Origin of the sequence: Actinosynnema sp. NPDC002837, assembly GCF_040295345.1 — a bacterium.
Lineage (GTDB): Bacteria > Actinomycetota > Actinomycetes > Mycobacteriales > Pseudonocardiaceae > Actinosynnema.
The window spans coordinates 1-24,324 of the sequence record NZ_JBEOVG010000079.1 but is presented as its reverse complement, the minus strand read 5'-3'; the positions used below and the strand labels follow the sequence as shown (position 1 = coordinate 24,324).

22 protein-coding genes are annotated in these 24,324 nt (G+C 72.4%); 13 read left to right on the top strand and 9 right to left on the bottom strand.

Annotated elements, in window-relative coordinates:
• Positions 1-4 precede the first annotated feature (4 nt).
• From ABTZ99_RS35090 to ABTZ99_RS35080, 3 genes are all read left to right on the top strand, one after another.
• Positions 5-1,240, top strand: coding sequence for a sensor histidine kinase (locus ABTZ99_RS35090; RefSeq protein WP_498786441.1), 1,236 nt, complete (start codon positions 5-7; stop codon positions 1,238-1,240).
• On the top strand, positions 1,228-1,872 hold the full coding sequence (locus ABTZ99_RS35085; protein WP_499617573.1) for a response regulator transcription factor: 645 nt from the start codon (positions 1,228-1,230) through the stop codon (positions 1,870-1,872). Before ABTZ99_RS35090 ends, ABTZ99_RS35085 begins: the two co-directional genes overlap by 13 nt.
• A 213-nt stretch (positions 1,873-2,085) precedes the next feature.
• A complete protein-coding gene (locus ABTZ99_RS35080) occupies positions 2,086-3,315 on the top strand; it encodes a hypothetical protein (protein WP_499617571.1) in 1,230 nt (409 codons plus the stop codon).
• 186 nt (positions 3,316-3,501) lie between these two features.
• On the opposite strand, the gene ABTZ99_RS35075 is transcribed toward ABTZ99_RS35080, so the two are convergent.
• From ABTZ99_RS35075 to ABTZ99_RS35060, 4 genes are read right to left on the bottom strand one after another with little or no spacing between them, the layout of a single operon-like run.
• Positions 3,502-4,518 carry a LacI family DNA-binding transcriptional regulator gene (locus tag ABTZ99_RS35075; protein ID WP_498786447.1) on the bottom strand — a complete coding sequence of 339 codons (1,017 nt, stop codon included), beginning with the start codon at positions 4,516-4,518 and terminating at the stop codon, positions 3,502-3,504.
• Positions 4,519-4,525: 7 nt separating this feature from the next.
• Positions 4,526-5,359, bottom strand: coding sequence for a carbohydrate ABC transporter permease (locus ABTZ99_RS35070; RefSeq protein ID WP_499617569.1), 834 nt, complete (start codon positions 5,357-5,359; stop codon positions 4,526-4,528).
• The gene (locus tag ABTZ99_RS35065) at positions 5,356-6,240 is read right to left on the bottom strand and encodes a carbohydrate ABC transporter permease (RefSeq protein WP_499617567.1); all 885 of its coding nucleotides are present in this window, start codon (positions 6,238-6,240) and stop codon (positions 5,356-5,358) included. The genes ABTZ99_RS35070 and ABTZ99_RS35065 overlap by 4 nt, the downstream gene beginning before the upstream one ends.
• A gap of 46 nt (positions 6,241-6,286) precedes the next feature.
• Positions 6,287-7,573 (bottom strand): ABC transporter substrate-binding protein, encoded by a 1,287-nt coding sequence (locus ABTZ99_RS35060; RefSeq protein WP_499617565.1) that lies wholly within the window; start codon positions 7,571-7,573, stop codon positions 6,287-6,289.
• A 168-nt stretch (positions 7,574-7,741) separates the two neighbouring features.
• Here ABTZ99_RS35060 and ABTZ99_RS35055 point away from each other — a divergent pair, with 168 nt between their 5' ends.
• Positions 7,742-9,781, top strand: coding sequence for a beta-galactosidase (locus tag ABTZ99_RS35055; protein WP_499617563.1), 2,040 nt, complete (start codon positions 7,742-7,744; stop codon positions 9,779-9,781).
• A 39-nt stretch (positions 9,782-9,820) separates the two neighbouring features.
• Here ABTZ99_RS35055 and ABTZ99_RS35050 read toward each other — a convergent pair whose 3' ends face one another.
• The gene (locus ABTZ99_RS35050) at positions 9,821-10,501 is read right to left on the bottom strand and encodes a hypothetical protein (protein WP_499617561.1); all 681 of its coding nucleotides are present in this window, start codon (positions 10,499-10,501) and stop codon (positions 9,821-9,823) included.
• A gap of 87 nt (positions 10,502-10,588) precedes the next feature.
• On the opposite strand from ABTZ99_RS35050, the gene ABTZ99_RS35045 reads away from it, so the two are divergent.
• Both ABTZ99_RS35045 and ABTZ99_RS35040 read left to right on the top strand, forming a co-directional pair.
• A complete protein-coding gene (locus ABTZ99_RS35045; RefSeq protein ID WP_123743866.1) occupies positions 10,589-10,912 on the top strand; it encodes a PadR family transcriptional regulator in 324 nt (107 codons plus the stop codon).
• Positions 10,909-12,015: an HAAS signaling domain-containing protein gene (locus tag ABTZ99_RS35040; RefSeq protein WP_499617559.1), complete on the top strand. Its 1,107-nt coding sequence runs from the start codon at positions 10,909-10,911 to the stop codon at positions 12,013-12,015. The genes ABTZ99_RS35045 and ABTZ99_RS35040 overlap by 4 nt, the downstream gene beginning before the upstream one ends.
• Positions 12,016-12,030: 15 nt before the next feature.
• Here ABTZ99_RS35040 and ABTZ99_RS35035 read toward each other — a convergent pair whose 3' ends face one another.
• Positions 12,031-12,918, bottom strand: a complete 888-nt coding sequence (locus ABTZ99_RS35035) for a substrate-binding domain-containing protein (protein WP_499617557.1) — start codon at positions 12,916-12,918, stop codon at positions 12,031-12,033.
• 186 nt (positions 12,919-13,104) lie between these two features.
• Here ABTZ99_RS35035 and ABTZ99_RS35030 point away from each other — a divergent pair, with 186 nt between their 5' ends.
• The 3 genes from ABTZ99_RS35030 (at position 13,105) to ABTZ99_RS35020 (ending at position 15,473) form a co-directional block, all read left to right on the top strand.
• On the top strand, positions 13,105-13,476 hold the full coding sequence (locus ABTZ99_RS35030) for a YciI family protein (protein ID WP_498786463.1): 372 nt from the start codon (positions 13,105-13,107) through the stop codon (positions 13,474-13,476).
• Positions 13,473-14,717 carry an RNA polymerase sigma factor gene (locus ABTZ99_RS35025; RefSeq protein ID WP_499617555.1) on the top strand — a complete coding sequence of 415 codons (1,245 nt, stop codon included), beginning with the start codon at positions 13,473-13,475 and terminating at the stop codon, positions 14,715-14,717. The genes ABTZ99_RS35030 and ABTZ99_RS35025 overlap by 4 nt, the downstream gene beginning before the upstream one ends.
• Positions 14,718-14,789: 72 nt before the next feature.
• Positions 14,790-15,473: a dihydrofolate reductase family protein gene (locus ABTZ99_RS35020; protein WP_498786466.1), complete on the top strand. Its 684-nt coding sequence runs from the start codon at positions 14,790-14,792 to the stop codon at positions 15,471-15,473.
• Positions 15,474-15,519: 46 nt separating this feature from the next.
• On the opposite strand, the gene ABTZ99_RS35015 is transcribed toward ABTZ99_RS35020, so the two are convergent.
• Entirely contained in the window at positions 15,520-17,229 is a 1,710-nt protein-coding gene (locus ABTZ99_RS35015; RefSeq protein ID WP_498785472.1) for an RICIN domain-containing protein, read from the bottom strand.
• Positions 17,230-17,541: 312 nt separating this feature from the next.
• Complete coding sequence (locus tag ABTZ99_RS35010; RefSeq protein WP_499617553.1) at positions 17,542-19,557, bottom strand: cellulose binding domain-containing protein; 2,016 nt, start codon at positions 19,555-19,557, stop codon at positions 17,542-17,544.
• A 557-nt stretch (positions 19,558-20,114) separates the two neighbouring features.
• On the opposite strand from ABTZ99_RS35010, the gene ABTZ99_RS35005 reads away from it, so the two are divergent.
• From ABTZ99_RS35005 to ABTZ99_RS34995, 3 genes are read left to right on the top strand one after another with little or no spacing between them, the layout of a single operon-like run.
• Positions 20,115-21,296 carry a DUF418 domain-containing protein gene (locus tag ABTZ99_RS35005; RefSeq protein WP_499617551.1) on the top strand — a complete coding sequence of 394 codons (1,182 nt, stop codon included), beginning with the start codon at positions 20,115-20,117 and terminating at the stop codon, positions 21,294-21,296.
• Positions 21,293-22,495, top strand: coding sequence for a sensor histidine kinase (locus tag ABTZ99_RS35000; protein ID WP_499617549.1), 1,203 nt, complete (start codon positions 21,293-21,295; stop codon positions 22,493-22,495). The genes ABTZ99_RS35005 and ABTZ99_RS35000 overlap by 4 nt, the downstream gene beginning before the upstream one ends.
• On the top strand, positions 22,492-23,130 hold the full coding sequence (locus ABTZ99_RS34995; RefSeq protein WP_499617547.1) for a response regulator: 639 nt from the start codon (positions 22,492-22,494) through the stop codon (positions 23,128-23,130). The genes ABTZ99_RS35000 and ABTZ99_RS34995 overlap by 4 nt, the downstream gene beginning before the upstream one ends.
• Before the next feature lies 1 nt (position 23,131).
• Here ABTZ99_RS34995 and ABTZ99_RS34990 read toward each other — a convergent pair whose 3' ends face one another.
• Positions 23,132-23,506, bottom strand: a complete 375-nt coding sequence (locus ABTZ99_RS34990; RefSeq protein WP_498785483.1) for a winged helix-turn-helix transcriptional regulator — start codon at positions 23,504-23,506, stop codon at positions 23,132-23,134.
• An 80-nt stretch (positions 23,507-23,586) separates the two neighbouring features.
• Here ABTZ99_RS34990 and ABTZ99_RS34985 point away from each other — a divergent pair, with 80 nt between their 5' ends.
• Positions 23,587-23,997, top strand: a complete 411-nt coding sequence (locus ABTZ99_RS34985; protein WP_498785485.1) for a RidA family protein — start codon at positions 23,587-23,589, stop codon at positions 23,995-23,997.
• Positions 23,998-24,324: the final 327 nt, after the last annotated feature.

Here is a 24,324-nt window from a genome sequence, read left to right as displayed (position 1 = left end):
CCAGGTGTTCTCGCGAGCGGCCAGAGGACTGGCGCACCTGGCGGCCGGGCTGGTGATCGCGCCTGCCTCGTTCGTCTGGGCGGTGGTCACGACGCTGGCAGGCGGGCTGCTGTCGTTCACGTACCTGGGTCCGCCGGTGTTCCTGGTGGCGACGTGGGTGAGCCGGCGGATCGCGCGGTTGGAGCGGTGGCGGGCCGGGTGGGTGCTGCGGAGGGCGATCGCCGACCCGTACGGGCCCGTGACCGGCGGGAACCCGTGGACGCGCGGGCGTTCGGTGCTCCGCGAGCCGGGGACGTGGCGTGACCTGGCGTGGCTGCTGGCGGGGTTCCCGGTGGGGCTGGTGACCGGGGTGGTCGGCGTGGTCGCCGGGGTGGTGTGGTCGGGCACGGTGCTCGCGCCGCTGTGGTTGTGGGCCGTGCCGAACCCCCGCCTCTACCCGGCGGCGGATTGGCTGTTCAACACCGTCGGCGGGCGGTTCGCGTTGACCTTGGTGGCGCTGGTGGTGGCGTGGCCGGTGTGGTGGCTGGTCGCGGCGGTGTCACGGGCGCAGGCGTCCGTGGCGGCGCGGTTGCTGGAGGCCGGGCCGCGGGCGCGGTTGCGGCAGCAGGTCAGCGCGTTGCGGGCGACCCGGCTGCGGGTGGTGGACGCGCAGGCCGCCGAGTTGCAGCGGATCGAACGGGACCTGCACGACGGCGCGCAGGCCAGGATGGTGGCGGCGGGCATGGCGCTGGCGTTGGCGGATCGGAAGCTGCGCGCGGCGGGGTTGGCGGAGGACCCGGCGCGGGCGGAGGTGGTGAGCGCGCGGCGGCAGCTGGACGAGGCGCTCGCCGAGCTGCGGCGGCTGGTGCGCGGGATCTACCCGCCGATCCTGACCGATCGGGGGCTGGTGCCGGCGTTGACCGCGTTGGCCGGTGACGCGCCGTTCACGGTCGTGGTGGACGCCTCCGAGCTGGGCGAGCTGCCGGCGGCGGTGGAGTCGGCGGCGTACTTCGTGGTCGCGGAGGGGTTGGCGAACGCGGTGAAGCACGCCGACGCGGACGAGTGCGTGATCACGCTGCGGCGGTCGGACGACGTGTTGGCGCTGTCCCTGAGGGACGACGGGCGGGGCGGCGCGGACCCGTCCGGCTCCGGTCTGGACGGGTTGCGGCGCCGGGTCGAGGCGTTGGACGGCACGATGGAGGTCACCAGTCCACCCGGTGGGCCCACCACCGTCCTCGCGGAGCTCCCATGCGCATCGTGATCGCCGAAGACCTGCTGCTGCTCCGCGACGGCCTGGTGCGGATGCTGACCGACACCGGGCACACCGTGGTCGCGGCCGTGGACAACGCGCCGGAGCTGGAGCGGGCCGTGCTGGAACACCGGCCGGATCTGTCCATTGTGGACGTCAGGTTGCCGCCGGGCTTCCGGGACGAAGGGCTGCGGGCGGCGCTGTCCGTGCGCAAGCAGGACCCGAAGGCGCCGATCCTGATCCTGTCGCAGTACGTCGAGCGCACGTACGCCACCGAGCTGCTGGCCGACGGCAACGGCGCGATCGGCTACCTGCTCAAGGACCGCGTGACGGCGTTGGACGAGTTCCTGGACGCGCTGGAGCGCGTGGCCGCCGGCGGCACCGCGATGGACCCGGAGGTGATCCGCCAGCTGTTCGCCCGCAACACCCGCGACCAGCGGATCACCACCTTGACCGCACGTGAGCGCGAGGTCCTGGCGCTGGTGGCGCAGGGCCTGTCCAACTCGGCCATCTGCGCCGAGCTCGTGCTCGCGCCGCCGTCGGTGGAGAAGCACATCAGCAACATCCTGACCAAGCTGGACCTGCCGCCGGCCGACAACACCCACCGGCGCGTCCGAGCCGTCCTGGCCTACCTGAACCAGTGACTCTCCAGCACCCCGAGAGCGCGTTTGGGTGAGGTGGGGGTGGGTGTGGGAGGCTGGGTGGACGCAGCCCGCGTCCGGGTTGCCCGCCCACGGTTCACGCATCCGGCGCCCGAGCATCGACGGGGCCGGCAGTTGATGCCGCTTCGCGCGCACGGCACGTCTTCACCGCTCTCGCTCCGCCTTACGGCATGACGTCCACACCACCCGTGTGGCGTGCGTGGCCGTCCCGACTCACCCCCACGGGAGCACGTCATCAGCATCTCCACACCGCTGCCGCCGGCCGTCGGCGCGCCTCGCGCGCTCACCGACGTCTACGGTCCGGGCATCGCGGTCTGCGCACGACCGGCCGTCACCGCCGCCAACCGGCACCGCAACACCGTCGACGCGCTCTCCGCCCGCCCGATCGCGATCGCCGGTGACACGCCGGTGATCTGCAGCGCGGGTGGCACGGACCCGGAACTGCTGGCCCAGCTGCGCGACGGCGGCCTGCCCGTCGGCGACGACCTGCGCGACTTCCGCGACGAAGCCGGGTTCGCCGCCCGCGTCGGCGAGGCGATGGCCGACGGCCTGCCGATCTCGATGGAGTACCCGCACCCCACCGCGCTGTGCCCGGATGAACGCGTGGTCAAGACCGCCCACCTCGTCGGTCACCTGAACAACAAGGCCACCATCGGCACGTTCGTCGCACCGCGCTTCCACGCCCGCCGCAGCGTCGTCACCCGCGCGGAGTTGGCCGGGGCCGCGCCGGCGGAGGAGTCCTGGGTCCTCAAGGCCGCCACGAACGACGCGCACGGCGGCAGCCTCGACGTCTACCTGCACGAGGCGGGCGACCGGGTCGACTTCCCGGCGTTCACCGACGTGCTCGGCGAGTTCGTGGTCGAGGAGTACCTGTACCTGGCGCGCAACTGGGGCGTCCAGCTCTACGTCGGCCCGGACGCCGTCGCCCGCCTGCTCGCCGTCACCGAGCAGCGCGTCGACGACACCGGCGTCTACGTCGGCGGCCGGTTCGGCCTGGTCAGCCCGCTGCCGGTCGACCTGCTCGCGGAGTGCCTGGCGATCACCCAACGCGCCGCCGACCTCGGCTACCGCGGCCTGTGCAGCCTGGACTGCGCCGAGACGCTCGACGGGCAGCTGGTCGTGCTCGACCTGAACTTCCGGATCACCAGCGGCTCGATCCCGCTGCTCGCCCTCCAGTCCGTCCGACCGGACGCCCTCGACGGGTGCGCCGAGTCGGTCAAGCTGACCGCGGCCGCACCGCTGGCCGAACTGCTCGCCCACGTCCGACCGTCGCTGAACGCGGGCGGCGTGCTCGTCACCTCCGGCCACGACACCACCCGCACCGACAACCCGGTGGTGCTCAGCACCCTCCAACTGCTGGTCTTCGGCAACGACCCGGACGACGTCACCGCCCGCCGCAGCGCGCTGGAGTCGTCCACCCGATAAGAGCCCGCTACGCCCTCCTCCTCTCCAGGCGCTAGGAAGGACACATGTCGGACGACGCCGCGGCCATCGCCGCGGGTCGACGGGTGGATCGACTCGGCACGCGGGAGCCTCAAGACGGAGACCGCCCGGCGGATCGCGGAAGCGGCCGTGGCGCTGTCGCCGCTCGCCTGGCGCGACCGGTAGCGGTCAGGTCGAGGCGCGGACGACCAGTTCGGTGGGGAGGATCGAGGCGGCCGGTGGTTCGCCTTGGATCTGCTCCAGCAGGAGGCGGACCATCTCGCGGGTGATGCGCTGGAACGGTTGCCGCACCGTGGTCAGCGCCGGGCGGGTGGAGGTGGCGATGCTGGAGTCGTCGAAGCCGCCCACCGCGACGTCGTCGGGCACGCGCCGGCCGGAGTCGTGCAGCACGTTCAGCGCACCCGCCGCCATCAGGTCGGACGCGACGAACACCGCGTCCAGGTCCGGCGCACGGTCCAGCAGGGTGGTCATGGCGGCCTCGCCGCCGGCACGGCTGTAGTCGCCGTGCGCGATCAGGTCCGCGGTGGCGTCCGCACCCAGCACGTCCCGGTACCCGGCGAGCCGCTCCACGCCGCCGGGGGTGTCGGGCGGGCCGGTGATGGTGGCGATCCGCCGCCGTCCGCGCGAGCGCAGGTGCTCCACCATCTGCCGCGCACCCGAACGGTCGTCGGCCGCGGCGTAGGCGACCTGGCCCTCGTGGCCGATCGGCTTGCCGCAGGCCACGACCGGGATGCCCGAGTCGCGCAGCTCGTCCAGCAGCGGGTTGCCGGTGTGCGACGACACCAGCAGCACGCCGTCCACGTGACCCGCGGCGATGAACCGGCTGGTCCGCTTGCGCTCCACCTCGGTGCTGGCGGTCATGAGCAGCACGGGCACGTCCAGCTCGGCGAGCTCCTGCGTGCAGCCCTGGAGCAGGATGCTGAAGTTCGGGTCCTCGAACAGCCGCTGCTGCGGTTCGGTGAGCACGAACGCCACCGAGTGCGCCCGCTGCGTGACGAGGCTGCGCGCGGCCGGGTTGGCGACGTACCCGGTGGTCCGCACGGCCTTCAGCACGGCCTCCAACGCAGCCGGGCTGACGTTGCGCCCGCCGTTGAGCGCGCGCGACACCGTGCCGCGCGACACCCCCGCGGCGGCCGCCACGTCGTGGATGGTCGGCCGGTTCCGTGGCGCCCTGTTCCCGCTCATGACTCCCTCATGCTTTCACCGCTCCGGAGAGCAAGTCGATGCGCCAGTATCGCTGCAAGGTCAGGAACAGCGCGATCAGAGGCACCACCGACACCAGCGAACCGGTGACGACCAGGGTGTACAGCGCGGGCGTGGTGTTGCCCTGCTTGAGCATCGTGTAGAGCCCCAGCGTGACCGGGAACTTCCCGTCGTCGCCGAGCATGATGTAGGGCAGCATGAAGTTGTTCCAGATCGACACGAACTGGAACAGGAACACCGTGACCAGGCCCGGGACCATCATCGGCAACGCGATCGAGCCCAGGATCCGCGCCTCGCTCGCGCCGTCCGTGCGGGCCGCCTCCACCACGTCCTCGGGCACGGACGCGGCGGCGTAGATGCGGGCCAGGTAGATGCCGTACGGGCTGATCACGCTCGGCAGCAGCACGGACAGGTAGGTGTCGGTCAGGCCGATCTCCGCCATCAGCAGGTACTGCGGCACGGCCAGCACCACGGCGGGCACCAGCACGCCCGCGATCAGCGCGTTGAAGATCAACGCCCGACCCCGGAACGCGTACTTGGCCAGCGCGTACCCCGTGACGCCGGACAACGCCGCGGACAGCAGCGCGCCCACCCCCGCGTACAGGGCGGAGTTCGCCATCCACTGCCAGAACACGCCGCCGCGGTAGCCGTTCAGCTCACCGAGGTTCGCCACCAGCGACGACCCGACCGACAGCGTCGTCGTCGAGAACAGCTCACCGGTGCTCTTCGTCGCCGCGATCAGCACCCACGCCACCGGGAACAGGCAGTACGCCGCGCCCACCAGCAGCACGAACGTCGGCAACCCGCCCAGCCGCGCCCTCACCGCTCACCCCCGAACGCCCGCGACCGCGTCACCCGCAGCAGCGCGAACGAGATCACGAACATCACCACGGCGATCAGCACCGACGTCGCGGCGGCGGAGTAGAGGTCACCGCGGCCGAACGCGTCCTGGTAGACCTTCATCAACGGCGTCCAGGTGAGCGAGAGCGAGTTGGTCAGCGGCGCCAGCGTGGTCGGCTCGGCGAACACCTGGAGCGTCGCGATGATCGAGAACAACGACGTCAGCACCAGCGCGGGCGCCAGCAGCGGGATCTTGATCCGCACCGCGACCTGCCACGGCGTGCAGCCGTCGATGCGGGCCGCCTCGTACAGGTCGCGCGGGATCGACCGCAACGCGGTGTAGAGGACGACCATGTTGTAGCCGACACCGCCCCACACCGCGATGTTGGCCAGCGCGAAGTAGATGCCGGTCGGCGAGAGCAGGTCCACGCCGGGCATCGACAGCGCCCGCAGCGCCTGGTTGAACGGGCTGGTGCCCGGCAGGTACAGGAACCCCCACAGCAACGACGCGATCACGCCCGGGACCGCGTACGGCAGGAAGATCGCGATCCGGCTGAACCCGCGGGCCCGCACCCGGTCCTCGTCCAGCAGCAGCGCGAACACCAGGGCCAGCCCCAGCATCGTCGGCACCAGGATCGCGCCGTAGCCGAGCACCCGCAGCGCGCCCGCGCCGAGTTCGGCGTCGGTGAGCGCGCGCACGTAGTTGTCCAGGCCGACGAAGACCTCGGACCGGCTGCCCTTGCCCAGCCCCAGCCCCTTGACCTCGGTGCGGAACAGGCTCAGGTAGACCGTGTAGGCGATCGGCAGCGCGAACACCAGCAGGAACAACACCACCGCGGGGGCCACGAAGGCGTACGGCGCCACCTTCGGCGCCGCACCACCCCGCCCGGGCACACGAGTCGCCACGGGGTCAGCCGCCCACCGTGAACCCGTTGGCCTTCATGTCGTCCACGGTCGCGCTCTGCATCTTGGCCAGCGCGGGCACCAGGTCCGTGCCACCGCTGATCGCCTCACCCATCGCGTTCTTGTACGCGGTGTAGGTGACGTTGACGTTCGGGCCCCACGTGAAGCCGGACGAGGTGGCGGCGATCTTCGCGGCCTGGCTGTAGAAGTCCGGCTGGTTCGGGAAGAACGCGGGCGGCTGGGACTGCGACTGCTGCGCCGACGTCGCCGCCGGGTAGATGCCGCTCTCCTTGACCAGCGCCTCGACGGCGGTCGGGTCGGTGTTCAGCCAGATCGCGAACTCCGTGGCGGCCTTCTGCTTCTTCGAGCCCGCCGTCACGGCGGTGGTGGAGCCGCCCCAGTTGCCGGTGCGCGGCGCGGAGGCGTCCCACTGCGGCATCGGCGTCATCGCCCACTTGCCCGCCGTGCTCTCCGCGTTGCCCATGAGCACGCCCGGCGCCCACACCGCGCTCAGCCAGCCGATCTGCGTGCCGTCGTTGAGCGCCTTGTTCCACTCCGGCGTGTACATCGGGGACTTGTCGATCACGCCCTCGGCGATCAGGCCGCTCCAGTACTGCGCGACCTTCCTGGTCGCGGCGTCGTCCACGGAGACCTTCCACGCCTCGCCGTCGACCGACCACCACGACGCGCCCGCCTGCTGCACGAGGCCCGCGAACCAGCCCGGGTCGTTGGACGAGAACGTGCCGAGGAACTTGTCCGGCGCCTTGGCCCGCAGGTCACGCGCGGTCCGCGCGTACTCGTCCCAGGTCGTCGGCGCCTTGAGGCCGTACTGCTCGAACAGGTCGGCGCGGTAGTAGAACATCATCGGGCCGGAGTCCTGCGGCACGGCGTAGACGCCGCTGCCGCCCAGCGTGACCTGGTCCCAGATGCCGGGCGCGAACTTGTCCTTGGCGCCCGCCGCGCCCTCGGCGATGTCGGCCAGCACGTCGTTGCTGACCAGCGTCGGCAGCGCCTGGAACTCCACCTGTGCCAGGTCCGGCGGGTTGCCGCCCTTCGCGCTGGTCAGGAGCTTGGTCACCAGGTCGTCGCCCTGGGCCTGCTTGCTCACCACGACCTTGACGTCCGGGTGGGCCGCGTTCCACTTGTCGACGACCTTGTCGATGTTGGGCGCCCAGGCCCAGAAGGACAGTTCGACCGGGCCGTCGGCGGCCTCTTCGCCGCCACCGCCGCAGCCGGCGAGCAGGGTGAGGCCGAGTCCGAGTGCCAGGGCCTTCTTCGCGATGTCGAGTCGCATGAGGTCTCCGGGGGTTCCGCGTCGCTGACGCCGCTGCCAGCGAGAACCGCGCTGTGAACGTGCACAGTAGTTGTCTGGGCGTAACGCATGTCAACCACTTGACACCCTGTCTTATCTGCACCGTAATCTGCGATCAGACCGTGCACGTTCACAGCCACTGGAGTGTTCATGACGTTTGTGGTGCCTCGCCAGGCCGACGAGCGGGCCGCGGAGGACCCGGTCGCGCCGCGGATGCCGGTAGGCGTGGACGGGCTCGTCTACGGCGGGGACTACAACCCCGAGCAGTGGCCGGAGGAGGTGTGGGTCGAGGACGTCGCGCTGATGCGGCAGGCCGGGGTCAACCTGGTCAGCGTCGCGATCCACGCGTGGGCGGCGCTGGAGCCGCGGCCCGGCGAGTTCGACTTCGGCTGGCTGGACCGGCTGCTCGACCTGCTGCACGGCGCGGGCATCGCGGTCAACCTGGCCACGCCGACCGTCGTGCCGCCCGCGTGGCTCTACCGCGCGCACCCGGAGATCCGACCGGTCACCCGCGACGGCACGGAGCTCGAACGCGGGTCGCGCGCGACGTTCTGCCCGAGCGCACCCGCCTACCGCCAGGCCGCCGCGACCATCACCCGGCAGCTCGGCGCGCGCTACGGCGAGCACCCGGCCGTGGCGCTGTGGCACGTGCACAACGAGTACGGCGCACCGGTCGGCGCGTGCTACTGCCCCGAGTCGGCGGCGGCGTTCCGGCGCTGGCTGCGCGCCCGGCACGGCACGCTCGACGCGCTCAACGCGGCCTGGGGCACCAGCTTCTGGGGCCAGCGCTACGGCGAGTGGGCCGAGGTCGAGCCGCCGCGCCGGTCCGGCACCACCGGCAACCCGGCGCACGAGCTGGACTTCGCCCGGTTCTGCTCCGACGAGCTGCTGGCCTGCTACACGGCCGAGCGCGACGTCCTGCGCGCGCACTCGACCGTGCCGATCACCACGAACTTCATGACCACCAACTGCAAGTCGATCGACTACTGGCGCTGGGGCCGCGAGGTCGACGTGGTGGCCAACGACCACTACTTGACCGCCGAGGCCGACCGCAACCACATCGACCTGGCCATGTCGGCGGACCTGACCCGCGCGGTGGCGGGCGGGCGGCCGTGGATGCTCATGGAGCACTCCACCGGCGCGGTGAACTGGCAGCCGCGCAACATCGCCAAGCGACCCGGCGAGATGCGCCGCAACAGCCTGGCCCACGTGGCGCGCGGCGCGGACGCGGTGATGTTCTTCCAGTGGCGCGCTTCCCGCTTCGGCGCGGAGAAGTTCCACTCCGCGATGCTGCCCCACGCCGGCACGCGCAGCAGGCTGTGGCAGGAGGTCGTGCGGCTGGGCGGCGACCTCGGCGCGCTGCACGAGGTGCGCGGCAGCCTGGTGCGCGCCGACGTCGCCGTGCTGTGGGACTGGGAGTCGTGGTGGGCGCTGGAGCTGGACTGGCGGCCGTCGGTGGACCTGTCCTACCGGGAACGGGTCGGCGCGTTCTACGAGCGGCTGTGGGACGCCCGGCTGACGGTGGACTTCGTCGCGCCGGAGGCCGACCTGACCGGCTACCCGCTCGTGGTCGTGCCGTCGCTGTACCTGATGTCGACGGCGGCGGCGAAGGTGCTGCACGACTACGTGGCCGGCGGCGGCACGCTCGTCGTCTCGTACTTCTCCGGCATCGTCGACGCGAACGACACCGTGCACCCCGGCGGCCACCCCGGCGCGCTGCGCGACGTGCTCGGCCTGGAGGTGGAGGAGTTCCTGCCGCTGCGCGCCGGCGAGGAGGTCTCGCTGGACGGCGGGCTGCGCGGTGACGTGTGGGCCGAGCACGTCCGGCCGGCCGGCGCGGAGACCGTGCGCTCCTACCTGGACGGTCCGGCGGCGGGCGGTCCGGCGGTGACGCGGCACCGCCTCGGCGGGGGCACCGCCTGGTACGTCTCGACCCGGCTGCGCGGGGAGGCGCTCGACGCGGTGCTGAGCGAGGTCTTCCCGGGCGCCGGCATCGAGGTGCGCGACGACCTGCCGCGCGACGTGGAGGTGGTGCGCCGCCGCGGCTCGGACGCCGACTACCTGTTCGTGCTCAACCACACCGACGCCGAGGTGCGGCTGGCCGCGTCCGGCACGGAGCTGCTCACCGGGCGGCACTGCGAGTCCGAGCTGATCGTCCCGGCGGGCGGCACGGCGGTGCTCAGGTCCTGAGCGCGGTGCGCCGGGGCCGTCCACGCGGGACGGCCCCGGTCAGCGCGCGGCGAGCCACCGGCCCCACGTGGTCCGGCGCACCTGCCGCTGCGGGTGCTCGGCCACGTGCAGCAGGAACTCCGCGCGCAGCCGCACGTCCGGGTCGTCGTCCGCGAGCAGGCTCCGCATCCGCTCGTGGAACCGGTCGTCCGCGATGTGCCGGACCAGCCGCGCGTACATCCAGTCCTTGCAGCGGTAGCGGCGGCGCAGCACGTCGGTGAGCAGGTCCGTCATCTGCGGCCGGATGGTCTCCGGCACGCCGCCCCTGGCGAGCGCGCGCAGCAACGACGCCTTGCGGCCCCACGCCGACCACAGGCGCGAGGCGGGGGCGCCCCACTCGTCCGGGTAACGCCCTTCCCAGACCAGGTAGAGCAGCACGAACGGCGCGTGCCGGTCCCGCAGCTCTTGGTCCTCGCCCCACGCCGACGCGGTGAGCTCCATGATCGTCTGCCCGTGGTGGTACCGGAAGGCGGCACGGGCCTGGTCCATCTCGGCGGCCAGGTGCGGCTCGCTCGGCGCGGGCGTGCCCGCCCGCGCCCACACGTCGTTCGACCACCGCAGGGCGTCCGCCGCCGCCTTGATCAACGCTTGGTGCCGGGCCAGGGCCTCCCGGCGGACGTCGTCGTCGCGCGACGCCAGGCCCCACACCCACGATGGGTCTCCCACGAACTCCGTCGCCACGGACGTGATCCTCGCACCTACTACCCCCTCGTACGCGGTACTGCGCATTCCGTAGTACCCTCGTTCGCACACCACCGGGAGAGGCACATGGACACCAGCCAACTGCTCAAGGGGGTGCTGGACCTCGCCGTCCTTGCCGTGTTGCGCAAGGAGGACGGGTACGGCTACGACGTGCTGCGCAGGCTCCGCCAGGGCGGCTTGGACGGCGTCGGCGACGCGTCGGTCTACGGCACCCTGCGCCGGCTCTACAACGCCGGGCTGCTCACGTCGTACGTCGTGCCGAGCGAAGAGGGCCCGCACCGCAAGTACTACAGCCTCAACGAGCCGGGCCGGGAACGGCTGCTCGAATCGGGCAAGACCTGGAAGTCGTTCGCGCGGACGTTGGACGACCTGTTGGGGGAGGGTGCATGAGCACGCAGACGAACACCGAGGTCAAGCACTACCTGGACGCCATGCGCGACGCGCTGGCCGACCTGCCCCCGGCCGAGGTCGCCGAGATCATGGACGACGCGGGCGCGCACGTGGTCGAGGTCGCCGAGGAGATGGGCGACGAGTTCTCGGCCGCGGCCCTGATCGACCGGCTCGGCACACCGCGCGCGTACGCCGAGGAACTGCGCGTCGCGGCGGGGTACCCCTCCCCCTCGTCGGCCGCGGCGGGCGGCGGCGACCGGTCGACGGTGCTCGCCAGGTTCGCGCTGTGGAGCCTGCTGGCCGCCACGGTCGTGGCGTTCGGCTTCGCCGTCACCGACGGCGACATCGTGGAGGCGGCCTTCCTCTTCGGCCTCTGCGGCGCGGCCGCCATCGTGGTGGTGTTCCGGCAGAACGGCCTGGTCGCGCAGATCGCGACGCTGCCGGAGACCGTGGCCGCCAAGGACGCGCTGACCCGCACCGGGCAGTCCGACCTGCGCCGGTGGTTCGCGTCGCTGCGCCCGTTCCAGGCGGTGTGGTGGATCATCCGCGCGCTGCTGATCGGCTTGGGCGGCGTGCTGGTCTACCGGTCGGACATCACCTTCTGGCCGGCCGTGGCGCTGGCCGCGGTGTCGCTGGTGGCCGGCCCGAAGGCGAGGACCGACCGCCGGTGGTTGTGGATCACCCTGCCCGCGACCGGGTTCGCCCTCGGCGTCCTGCTGCTGTTCCTCGGCAAGGTGGTGTCCGTGTTCGCCATCTACCCGCTCAGCACCGCGCCGGTCTCGTACCAACCGGCGCAGCAGGTCCGCGAGAACGTCTACGTGTTCGACAAGGACGGCAAGCCGCTCACCGACGTCCACCTCTACGACGAGGACGGCCGCCCGCTGAACGCGCTGTGGTACGGCTGCGACGGCGAGAGCCGTGACGACAACCGCTACCCCCGGCCCCGCGTGGTCCGCGACCAGACCGGCTGCCACGAGGAGACGGGCGTCCCCTTCACCGTCGTGATGCCGACCGTGCCCACCAGCACGACCCCACCGTCGTCGGTCACCCCGTCGCCCTCCACGACGACGACCGCGCCCACGACGGTGACGACCACGGGCTGACGCGACGGCGCCCCGTCACCAGGGGGTTGGCGGGGCGGTCGAGTCGCGGACGACCAGGTCGGTGGCCAGTTCGACCCGGTCGGAGGCCGGTGTGCGGCCGGCGATCAGGTCGGCCAGCATCCAGCCCGCCTGCAGGCCCATCGCGGCCAGCGGTTGGCGCACGGTGGTCAGGGCCGGGGTGCCGCGGCGGGCCGCCGGGAGGTCGTCGAAGCCGACGACGCTGAGGTCCGCGGGCACCGACAGGCCCGCGGCGCGGGCGGCTTCGACCACGCCGAGGGCCTGCTCGTCGTTGGCCGCGAAGACCGCCGTCGGACGGTCGGGCAGGCGCAGCAGCTCGGCCGCCTCCCGCCGGCCGCCCTCGCGGGTGAAGTCCGCGTGCCGGACCAGGGCGGGGTCGGGCGCGATGCCGGCGCGGCCGAGGGCGAAGCGGTAGCCGTCCACGCGGGCACGGCTGCACAGCACGTCACGCGGGCCGCCCACGACGCCGATCCGCCGGTGCCCGAGCGACAGCAGGTGCTTCACCGCCGTGACGCCGCCCGCCCGGTTGGTGGCCGCGACGCTCAGCAGGTCCGGCGTGGCCGCGTCGACGGGGTCGATGTGCACCAGCGGCACGCCGGCGCGCGCGAGCACCCGTTCCTCGGCCACGCTGATCGGGCACGTCACCAGCAGCACGCCGGCGCGCCGCGCCTCGACCAGGTCGGTCGCCCACGACGCGCCGCGACCGCCGGCCGAGGACATCACCACGTCCAGCCCGGAGTCGACGACGCCCCGCATCACCTCCATGGCCCACGCGCTGTTCAGCGCGGGGAACACCAGCTCCACCAGGGGCGCGGCGGGACGCGGCCGGTCACTCCGCGCCCGGTGCACGAGGCACGTGCGTTCGAGGATCCTCAGCGCGCTCACGGCTCCGACACTATCGGAAATCATGCGAAACACAACGAAGCTCTGAGCTGCACCGATTCACCAGGGACTCCGAACAACGGCGACTCGGCACCCCGAAGGCGCAATAGGCTTTCGCAAAAGTTTCGAAAGGCGGGGGCAGCCGGCAGAATCCCTCACCGTCCGAAGTCGACGGTGGGAGGCAACGCGGTGAAGTACCTGATGCTGATCTACGGCAACGAGCAGGTCTGGAACAGCGTGGACGCGGAGGAGTTCGCCAAGCTGGTCGCCGACGTGGACGCGTTCAACGCCGACCTGCGGGAGTCCGGCGAGCTGGTCGACTCGCAGGGCCTGGTGCCCCGCCCGCGGTCGGTGCGCATGGCCGGTGACGCGCCCGTCGTCACCGACGGCCCGTACCTGGAGGCCAAGGAGTACGTCGGCTCCTACTTCGTGGTCGACGTCGACAGCGAGCAGCGGGCGATGGAGATCGCGGCCTCCTACCCGGCCCTGCGCTACAGCCGCGGCCTCGGTGGCGGGCTCGAGGTGTGGCCCCTGATGCGGCACGGCGGCGACGACCTTTGACCGCCGTCGACCACCTCCTGCGCACGTTGACGCCGCAGGTGCTCGGCATCCTCGTGCGCCGGCACGGCGACTTCGCGCGGTGCGAGGACGCCGTGCAGGAGGCGCTGATCAACGCCGCCGGCACGTGGTCGCGCGACGGCGTCCCCGAACACCCCCTCGGCTGGCTCACCACGGTCGCCGCACGCCGCTACGTGGACCTGGTGCGCTCCGACGCCGCGCGGGAACGCCGCGAGCAGGCGCTGTTCGACGCCGTGCCGCGCGACGAGCTGCTCGCGCCGCCGCCGGACGCCGAGCCCGCGCGCGACGACCTGCTGGAACTGCTGTTCCTGTGCTGCCACCCCGCGCTCACGGCGCCGTCCCAGATGGCGCTGACCCTGCGGGCCGTCGCCGGGCTGACCACCGCCGAGATCGCCGCCGCGTTCCTGGTGCCGGAGAAGACGATGGGCCAGCGGATCTCCCGCGCCAAGCAGCGGCTGCTGGAGGCGGGCGCGCGGTTCGAGCCGCCCGCCGACCGCGACCGGGCGCCGGCGGTCGTGCTGCACGTGCTCTACCTGCTGTTCAACGAGGGCTACAGCGCCAGCGCCGGTCCGCGGCTGCGCCGTCCCGACCTCACCGAGCAGGCGGTGCGGCTGACCCGGGAGCTGCACGAGCGGCTGCCCGACTCCGGCGAGACGGCGGGCCTGCTGGCGTTGATGCTGCTGACCGAGGCCCGCGGCGCGGCCCGCACCGGCCCGGACGGGGTGCTGGTCCCGTTGGCCGAGCAGGACCGGTCGCGATGGGACCGCGCGGCGATCGCCGAGGGCGCCGGGCTGGTGACCCGCAGCCTGGCGACCCACCCCCTCGGCCCGTACCAGGTGCAGGCGGCGATCGCGGCCGTGCACAGCGAGGCGGCCACGGCCGAGGACACCGACTGGCCCCAGATCCTCGCGCTGTACGACGTGCTGGAACGCCTCGCGCCCAGCTCGGTCACCGCGCTGAACCGGGCCGTCGCCCTCGGTGAGGTGCGCGGTCCCCGTGCCGCCCTGGACGTGGTCGCGGAACTGGAGCGCGGCGTCCTGGCCGGCAACCACCGGCTGCTCGCCGTGCGGGGGCACCTGCTCGAACGGGACGGTGACCGCACCGCCGCGAGCGAGGCGTTCCGGCAGGCCGCACGGCTCGCGGGCAACGTCGCCGAGCAGCGGTTCCTCCTCCTGCGGGCGGCCCGATGCGCCGCCGCGAAAAATTCTTCCGCGCCGATGTAGAAGTCGCGTCGCCGGCTCCGATCCCCTCCCGAGCGACCCCGCCGGGCGTCGCCGGGAGGAAGGAACGCAGCCATGACCAAGGTGACCGCGCAGCTGTCGGTGTCCCTCGACGGCTTCTACGCCGGACCGCGGCACGAGGGCGGCGGCGACTGGCTGGGCTCCGCGGAGGCCGCGGCGTTCTTCCGCGTCACCCGCTGGGCGATCAGCGCGATGGCGTGGCGGGAGCGGCAGGGCATCGCGGGCGGCGAGCAGGATGTCGACTCCGACGTCATCCGGGAGAGCTTCGAGGCCGCCGGCGCGTACGTGATGGGCCGGCGCATGGCCGACGGCGGCGAGGTGCCGTGGGGCGAGGAGCCGCCGTTCCGCGCACCGGTCTTCGTGGTGACCCACCGGCCGCGCCAGACCCTGGAGCGCAAGGGCGGCACCAGCTTCACCTACGTGACCGACGGCGTCGAGAGCGCGGTGGCGCGGGCGAAGGCCGCCGCCGGCGGCAAGGACGTCGCGATCGCCGGCGGCGGCTCGCTGGTCCGCCAGGTCATGGCCGCGGGCCTGCTGGACGAGCTGGAGCTCCACATCGTGCCGGTCGTGCTCGGCGAGGGCCTCCGGCTGCTGGACGCCGACCTCGGGTTGGGGCACAAGGAAGGCATCGAGCTGACGCCGACGCGGGTGCTGCACACCCCCGGTGTCACCCACATCCGCTACACGGTCGAGGGCCGCGCCCCGCTCGTCCTGGACGACCGGGGACGCGGCAACTGACGCTCCGGTGCGGCGGGGCCACTCCCCCGCCGCACCGGACAGGGGTCTACCCGAACGTGACGACCAGGCGGCCGTCCGAGGCGTAGGACCAGCGCAGCGCGCCACCGTAGGAGGCGCAGCGGGAGCCGTTCGTGCCGCTCCAGAACTGGTTGGTGCTGTCGACGCTGCCGACGGTCTTGTCGTTGGTGCCGCTGCCGCTGCGGCAGGACGTGTTGCCGCTGAACACCGAGGAGCCGCCGTCGAAGCTGAAGTTGCGCTCGGCGTTGTCGATGCTGACGTTGTCGGACACGGTCATCGTGCCGAGGTTGCGGTTGTAGGTGAAGCCGTGCTTGCCGTTGTCGTAGGCGATGTTGCGGCGGATGACGTGGTTGACGCCGATGTCCTCGCCGCCGAGCTTGTAGCCGTTGCGGTCGCCGTTGCCGGCCTGGCCGCCGTTGCTCAGCGTGCCGTTCTCGTAGGCCAGGGAGTCCTCGATGGTCACCGCGCCGATCGGGCCGGTGTCGGTCTTGGTGTAGAGGTCCCAGCCGTCGTCGATGTTGTTGTGCGCCACGGCGTAGCGGAACACGTTGCCGGGGCCGGAGGTGAGCTTCGCGGCGAACCCGTCGGCGTCCTCGCCGTCGGAGTCGGCGTTGTCGTGCGACTCCGCGCTCAGGATCAGGTTGTTGGCCGGCCACTGGTCCTTGGGCGTGGTGGACAGCATCCGCGACAACTGCAGCCCGGTGTCGCGGTTGAAGCGCGTGACCGTGCGCTCGAAGACGTTGTTGCTGCCGCCGATGAAGATGCCGTTGTCACCGGCCCGCTCGACCACGATGCCGCGCACGTGCCAGTAGTTGCCGTTGACCGCCAGGCCGCGGTTGGCCGGGTCCTCCGCCTGGGCGGAGAAGTTCAGCACCGGGGTCTCGCCCGGGTAGGCGAACAGCTCGGTGCGGTCGCCCGAGGCGCCGTTCTTGCCCTGCGGGATGGTGACGGTCTGCGTGAAGCGGTAGGTGCCGCCGCGCATCAGGATCGTGCCGCCGGCCGTGATGCGGCTGATCGCCGAGGTGAGCGTGGTCGGGTCGGCCTGCGTGCCGGCCGCGCCGTCGGTGCCGTTCGGCGACACGTACAGCGCCGAGGCCGGCGGCTGGGACGTGGTCGTGGTGGTCGTCGTCGTGGTCGTGGTCGTGCTGGTGGTCGTGCTGGTGGTGGTCGTCGTCGTGCCGGTGGCCGGGGTGAACGCCCACTGCTTGGAGACGACGCTGTCGCAGGAGTTCTGCTGCACCAGGGCGCCGATCGCGGTGGAGCTGTCCTTGACGTTCATGCACTTGCCGCCGTTGGCGTTGACCACGCGGTAGTTGCCGCCGATCGCCGTCACCGCCCAGACCTGGCTGGAGCCGCCCGTGCACGTCTGCTGCTGGATCGCCTTGCCCGCGCTGGTCGACGCGTCCTGCACGCCGACGCACAGGCCGGTCGCGGCCGACGTGATCCGGAACCCGCCGCTGACCGCGGTCAACGTCCACCGCTGGGCCGCGACGTCACCGCACGCCTGCTGCCGCAGCTGCACGCCGCTGGTCGACCCGGCGGCGTCGAGGCAGTGCCCGCTGGCGGCGTTCTTCACGGTGTAGGTGCCCGCGCCGACCGCCGCTTGCGCGGACGTGGCGAGCGGCCACGCCGCGAGCGTGGCCGCCAGGGCGACCACGGCGCCCACCGCGGCCACACCACCGCGGACGGCCCGCGGTCGTACAGCCCGCGTCGCTGCGGGCTGCTCCGATGTGCTCATGCCGACTCCACTTCCGAAACGATTCCGGCGGCCACCGCCGACTTCTCGCGCACGACCGAAAGCGGCGAACACCTCGTCGATTCACAAATATGACCACCGGGCAGGGAAAGCTATTTCACTTCGGATGCTAGGAGCTGCGGCACATCCGGTCAACGCCGCAGATTCGCTTTTCCACCCGAAATACGCGCTGGTCACACTCGTGAACAAATTCGACCCGAAACCGGTCATGAATGTGAACGAACGACGTTCGGTGAAACGCCGCTGCCCCCTGCCGACCGCGGTCGGCAGGGGGCAGCGGGAACGAGCGCCCGGTCAGCGCGTCGTGCAGAGCTTTCCGTTCAGGAAGTACTTCACCGGTCGCACGTTCGGGCCCTGGTAGCTCCCGACGAACCCGGCGGTGGTCGACGCGCCCGGCGCCAGGGTCGCGGTGTTGGCCACGGACACCTGGTAGCCGGTCTGGGCCCAGGTGGCGTTCCAGCCGCTGGAGACCTGCTGCCAGGTGGTGGGCCAGGTGTAGGTCAGCGTCCACCCGGCGACGGGCGTCGTGCCGGTGTTGGCGATCTCGAGCTCGGCCACGAAACCGTTGCCCCAGTTGGTGCTCTCCCGGTAGGTCACCGCGCACGTCGACGTGGCCGGGGTGCCCGTGGTGAAGGTCAGCGGCGGCGAGGACCACGACACCTTGCCGGCGTTGTCGCGCGCGACCAGGTTGACCGTGTACTTCGTCCCGGGCATGAGGTTGGCCGCGGTGAAGGTGGTGCCGATCGTCTCGCCCCACTGATCGGTGCTCGCGCCGTTGGCCCGGTGCACCTCGTACTTCACGCCGGCGGGCGGCGCGGGCCAGGACAGCGTGGCGGTGCGGTCGGTGACCGAGTCCACCACCGGGCGGGCGGGTGCGGCCGGACCGGTCGCGGAACCGTTCGGCTTGAGCACGAGGGTGGTGATCGAGTACGGCGGCAGCGTCGCCGTGGACGACGAGCCGGTCGTGGTCGAGATGCCGGTGTCGCCGTTGGCGAAGGTCAGCACGGTCGCGTCGGCGGCGGCCGAGTAGCCCGCGAACCGCAGGTCGACGGTCTTGGCGGCGTCCGGGTCCTGGTTGATCAGCATGACCGCGAGGCCGCCGTCGGGCCGCCGGGCCGCGTGGCTGCGCACCAGCGGGTCGGTGGAGGTGGTCGTGACGAGCTGGTCGCCGGGGCGGGCGAAGCGGGACACCATCGAGATCGCGTGGTAGGGCGCGAACGGGGTGTTCAGCGCGGGCTGGCACACCGTGCCGTCGGCGGTGCAGTTGCCGCTGGAGAGCAGGCCGTAGTCGTCGTAGTCGGGGTGGCCCGCGATCTCGCGGACCTGGCCGATGCCGTTGTGGACGTTCCACCAGTCCACGTTGAACACGCCCTGGCCGATCATCGTCGCGTAGGCGTCGGCGGCGAACAGCGCGCCCGGCTGGGTGTTGCGGCCGTAGGAGGTGTTCACCTCGGTCAGCGCGATGCCGAGGTCCTTGCCCGCCAGGCGGCGCGACTGCTCGCGCACCAGGGCGACCTGGTCGTTCACCCGGTCGGTCTTGGCCAGCACCTGCGCCGCGGTGTCACCGCTCGGGTACCAGTGGATGATGCCGAAGTCGACCACGGGACCGGCGATCGACAGCACGACCTCGTTCCACGACGCGGAGTCGCCCGCCGCCGTGATGCCGTCCGGCCACTCGCCCGGCGTGGTCAGCACCGCGCCGATCTTGATGGTCGGGTCGACCGCCTTCATGGCCGTGGCGTAGTCGCGGACGAGGGTGGCGTAGTAGGTCGGGCTCTTGTCCGGGTGGTGGTCGGCCTCCCAGCCGGAGCCGTAGTGGCCGTTGCCGTAGTTCTCGTTGCCGATCTCCCAGTACTTCACGCCGTAGCGCTTCTCGACGTTGGCGTAGCGGACCCAGGCCGCCGCCTCCTCCGCCGTGCCGGTGCCGTAGTTGGCGGTGACGATCGCCTGCCCGCCGGCCCTCCGGACGCCGCCCATGAACGTGTCGAAGTCGGTGTTGGGCGCCACGTACCCGCCGGGCGCGGTGTGGTCGGCCCAGTGGTAGATGTCCGAGTACGACCCGCCCGGGTAGCGCATCGCCTTGACGCCCGCGTCCTTGAGCAGGTCGGCGACGGCGTCGCTGCCGAGGTGGGTGTCCCAGATGGCGTGGTTGACCCCGGTGGCGGCCTCGTGCACCACCTCCAACCCCGCCCTGGTGTTCACCGTGACGGTGGCGGCGGCGTCGGCCTGCGCCGGCGAGCCGGTGGTCAGCACGACTTGGGCGACGACGAGCGCGGCGAGGGCCGGCAGCACGACGGGACGCGGTCTCATGGGGAATTCCTCATCGACGGTGATGATCTGGGAGCGCTCCCAAACTGTGCGGCGCGCCCTGGGACTTGTCAATGACCAGGATCGAAGCGCTTCGCCACCATCATCGAACGTCGTACAACCGGCCTACCGCCCCCTCTGCCGCTTCGCCCAACGGGACGCGTCCGTCAACCGCGGGCGGTCGCCGTGACCCCGCCGCTCGCGCCCATGCGAGAACGGTCGGCCGCCACCTGCCCGCGTGCGCCGACCAGGACCTCGTGCACGTCTCGACCAGGGAAGGGATGGTGCCGATGCTGCGGGAGAAAGCGCCGGCCGAAGCATTGGCCCACGCGGCGGACCTCGCCGATGGTGCGGTCGATTCCGCCGAGCAGCCGCGCGCCTCCCTGCCTCCGGTGTCCTAGGACCGAGTGCGGCGTTGGGCTCGATCAGGCCGCGTCGCAGCGGCCAAGTCGGTCGACGCGCATCGACCGATCGGTTGATCGTCGGCCGGCCCCGGCGGATGCGCGCGATCGGTCGGACCGTCGATCCGCGCCCACCCGTCCGCACCCGAGGCTGGGCCCATGACTCACACGACTGCCGCGGTGGGGCCGGTTTCCGCCGGGGAACGGGTGCTCGCGCCCGACCTGGCCCGAGGCCTCATGCTCGCCCTCATCGCGCTGGCCAACTCCGTGCCCTACCTCTACGGCCGCCAGTACGGCGTGCGCCAGCACATCGTCGAGCACGGCCTGCTCGACCGGCTCGCCGGCGTCCTCAACGTGACCTTCGTCGGCGGCCGCGCGTACCCCCTGTTCGCCGCCCTCTTCGCCTACGGCGTCGTGCACTCCTACCGGCGCCGGCGCGAAGCCGGGGTGGACGACCGCGAGGCCAAGAGGCTGCTGCGGCGGCGCAACCGTTGGCTGATCGTGTTCGGCGCGGTGCACGTGGTCCTGCTGTTCCCCGGCGACATCCTGATCAGCTACGGGATCCTGGGTTTCCTCGTCCTCGGCTGGCTGCGGGCGTCGGACCGCAAGCTGCTCGTCGCCGCCGGGCTGTGGCTGGTCGTCGTGGCGTTGGTGCAGGGCGCGTCCGAGCTGGCGCCGGCGACCGGCGGGCGGCACCACTTCCTCTCCTTCGAGACCGCGGACCCCGTCGAGGCGGCGGTCCTGCGACCGGCGGAGTGGCTCCTGACGCCGTTCGGGATGATCGGCGTCGGCAGCGCCGCCCTGATCGGCACCTGGGCGGCCAGGCGCACCGTGCTCACCGACCCGGCCGCGCACCGCCCCCTGCTGGTCCGCACCGCCGTGATCGGGCTGGCGGTGGCCGTGGCGGGCGGGTTGCCGATCGCCTTGGCGGTGGGCGGGTTCTGGCACCCGACGGCCCCGATCACGCTGTGGGGCATCGCGGCGCTGCACGCGGTGACCGGTGTCGCCGGCGGTCTCGGGTACGCGGCGCTCATCGCGTTGGCGGCGGTCCGCCTCGACCGGCGGCGGGGACCGGTCGTGCGGCTGCTCGAAGCCGGCGGCCAGTACTCGCTGAGCTGCTACCTGTTCCAGTCCGTGGTGTTCGTGGCGCTGCTGGTGCCGTACACGCTGGGGCTCGGCGCGACGCTCGGCACCGCCGGGCTCTCCCTGGTCGCGCTCGGCACGTGGCTGGTCTCACTGCTCCTCGCCGCACTGCTCCGGCGCACGGGGAGGCGTGGCCCGGCGGAGGCCTTGTTGCGCCGCCTGACTTATCGCCGTGCGGCGGCGAAGATGTCGGCGTGACGACGGTGGACGAACGGCTGGGCTTGTTGCGGGAACGGCGGTGGAACCAGACGTGGGCGTTGGCCCCGCTCGGCCTGCTGCTCCTGGCGTGCGCGGTGTCGGTGGCGACCGACCCGCGCGGCTGGGCGCACCACGCGGTCACGCTCGCCATCGCCGCCGGGCTCGCGGTGTGGCACTGGTGGTTCGTGGTGGCGCACCCGCAGTGGTGGGACCGCTGGGTGTGGGCGATGGCCGCGTACTTCGTGGGCATGCTCGCGTTCAGCTGCGCCTTGGTGGTGCGCAGCGACGCGTTCCTGATGTTCGTCCCCATGTGCTACGTGCTCGCGTTCGTCGCCCTGCCCGGGTGGCGCGCGTACGCGGGCGTGATGGCGGCGAACGTCCCGTTCCTGCTGGTCTCCGGAACCGACGTGCGCCAGTCGCTGATCAACATCGCCCTGGGCACGCCGCTGGCGGCGCTGATCGGCGGCGTCATCAGGGCCATGGAGCGGGAGGCGATCCGCCGCCGGGAGACCAACGCCGAACTGGTCGCCGTGGCCGCGGAGAACGCCCGGCTGCACGGTCTCCTGGTCGAGCAGGCCAGGGCCGCCGGTGTCGCCGGCGAACGCGCGCGGCTCGCGCGGGAGATCCACGACACCGTCGCCCAAGGGCTGACCGGGATCGTCACGCAACTGGAGGCGATCGACGAGCACGCCGTCCCGCCGGGCCCGGTGCGCGCCCGGCTGGAGATCGCCGGTGAGCTGGCGCGCACCAGCCTGGTGGAGGTCCGGCGCTCGATCGAGGCGCTGCGACCGGGACCGCTGCAGGACGCCCGCCTGGGCGACGCCGTGCGGCAGGCCGTGACGACGTGGCGCGACCAGTACGGCGTGCCGGCCGCGTTCACCGTGACCGGCACGCCCCAGCCGCTGCACTCGGAGGTCGAGGTGACCGTCCTGCGCGCCGCCCAGGAAACCCTGTCCAACGTGGGCCGGCACGCGCTGGCCGGGCGGGTGGACGTCACGCTGTCCTACATGGAGGACGTGGTCGTGTTGGACGTGCGTGACGACGGGACCGGGTTCACGCCCGGGGAGGACGGCGGCTTCGGGCTCACCGCGCTGCGGGAACGGGTGCGCGCGTTGGCAGGCGGCGTCGACATCGAGTCCGCGCCGGGCGGCGGCACGGCGGTCAGCGTCACCGTCCCGGCGATCGGGGTGGACCGGTGACGCCGCTGCGGCTGGTGGTCGTCGACGACCACCCGGTGGTGCGCGACGGGCTGCGCGGGATGCTCGGCACGCAGCCGGACCTGGAGGTCGTCGGCGAGGCCGCCTCCGGGACCGAGGCGCTGACCGTGGTGGCCGCGGCCCGGCCGGACGTCGTGCTGACCGACCTGCGGCTGCCCGACCCCAGCGGCGGCGTGCTGATCCGGATGCTCCTGGACCGAGTCCCCAGCACCCGGGTCCTGGTGCTCACCACCCACGACACCGACTCGGACGTGCTGCCGGCCATCGAGGCGGGCGCGATCGGCTACCTGCTCAAGGACGCGCCGCGCGAGGAGCTGTTCCGGGCCGTGCGCGCCGCCGCGCGTGGCGAGACCGTGCTGGCGCCGTCCGTCGCCGCCCTCCTGCTCGCCCGCATCCGGCCCGCGCGCCCGCTGACCGAGGCACGGCTGAGCGCGCGCGAGCGCGAGGTGCTCGCGCTCGTGGCCGAGGGGAAGACCAACCGCGAGGCCGCCGCCCGCCTCTACATCAGCGAGGCCACGGTGAAGACCCACCTGCTCCACATCTACGCCAAGCTGGAGGTCACCGACCGCGCCTCGGCGGTGGCCGCCGCGTATCGGCGGGGCGTCCTGGACGGGTGAACTACGCCTCGTCGTCGAACCGCGCGCGGGCGCGTTCGACGTCGGCCATGTTGACGGTGGTCCAGCGCAGCAGCGCGTCGATCAGGTCTTGCAGCGTCGTCCCGAGGGGCGTGATGCGGTACTCGACGGCGATCGGCCGCGAGCTGATCAGGACGCGCTCGACCATCCCGTTGCGCTCCAGGCGCCGCAGCGTCGCGGTGAGCGACTTCTGCGTCACGACCGGGATCGCCCGGCGCAGCTCGTTGAAGCGCGAGGGACGCCCGCACAGCTGGTCGAGCACCTGCAACGACCACTTGTCGAGCACCTGGTCGAGCAGCTCGCGGTGCGGCGCGGCGATCTGAGGGCTCCCGGAGGCCGGCTCGGTGGTTTCCTGCATGACACCTAGTCTCGTTGAAGTTCCCTTCGTGTACCAGGTAGACCTTGGATACCACCAACTACCAGCGTGAAGGACTTCCCGTGACCGTGCGGTTGCTGACCCCCGAGGGCATGTTCCAGCCCGTCCCCTACCACCACGTCTCGATCGGCACGGGCACCCGCCACGTGCACGTCGCCGGCCAGATCGCGCGGGACGCCGAGGGGAACCCGGTCGCGACCGGCGACCTCACCGGCCAGGTCGCCCAGTCCCTCCGCAACACCGCGCGCGGCCTGGCCGGCGCGGGCGCGGACTTCTCCGACGTCGTGCGGCTGAGGTTCTTCGTCACGCACTGGAGCCCGGAGAAGATGGACGACTTCATGGCGGGCATCGCCGAGGTCGCGGACGAGCTGGGGATCCCCCGCCCGTTCCCGCCCGTGTCGCTCATCGGCGTCGACTACCTGTTCGAGCCGGACGTGCTGGTCGAGGTCGAGGCGTTCGCGGTCCTCGACTGACCGGCGAACCGCAGTCCACAAAGGACTGTCGACGGGAGATCGCCCGCTGACCTGGTGGCGCTGGTCAGCGGGCGATCACGCCGAGGAGGACCTACCGGGCGATGGCGTAGGCGCTGGAGCCGGGGGGGGGGGGGGCGGGGGCCCGGGGGGGGGGCGGCGGGGGGGGGGGGGGGGGTCGGGGGGGGGGGGGGGGGGGGGGGGGGTGGGGGGGGGGGGGGGGGGGTTGGGGGGGGGGGGGGGGGGGCGGTAGGGGTGGCCATACCTTGCGGGTCCGTGGCTGCACGGTGGGGTTGGGGGTGTGGTGGCGGAAGAGTGGCGGCATGGTTC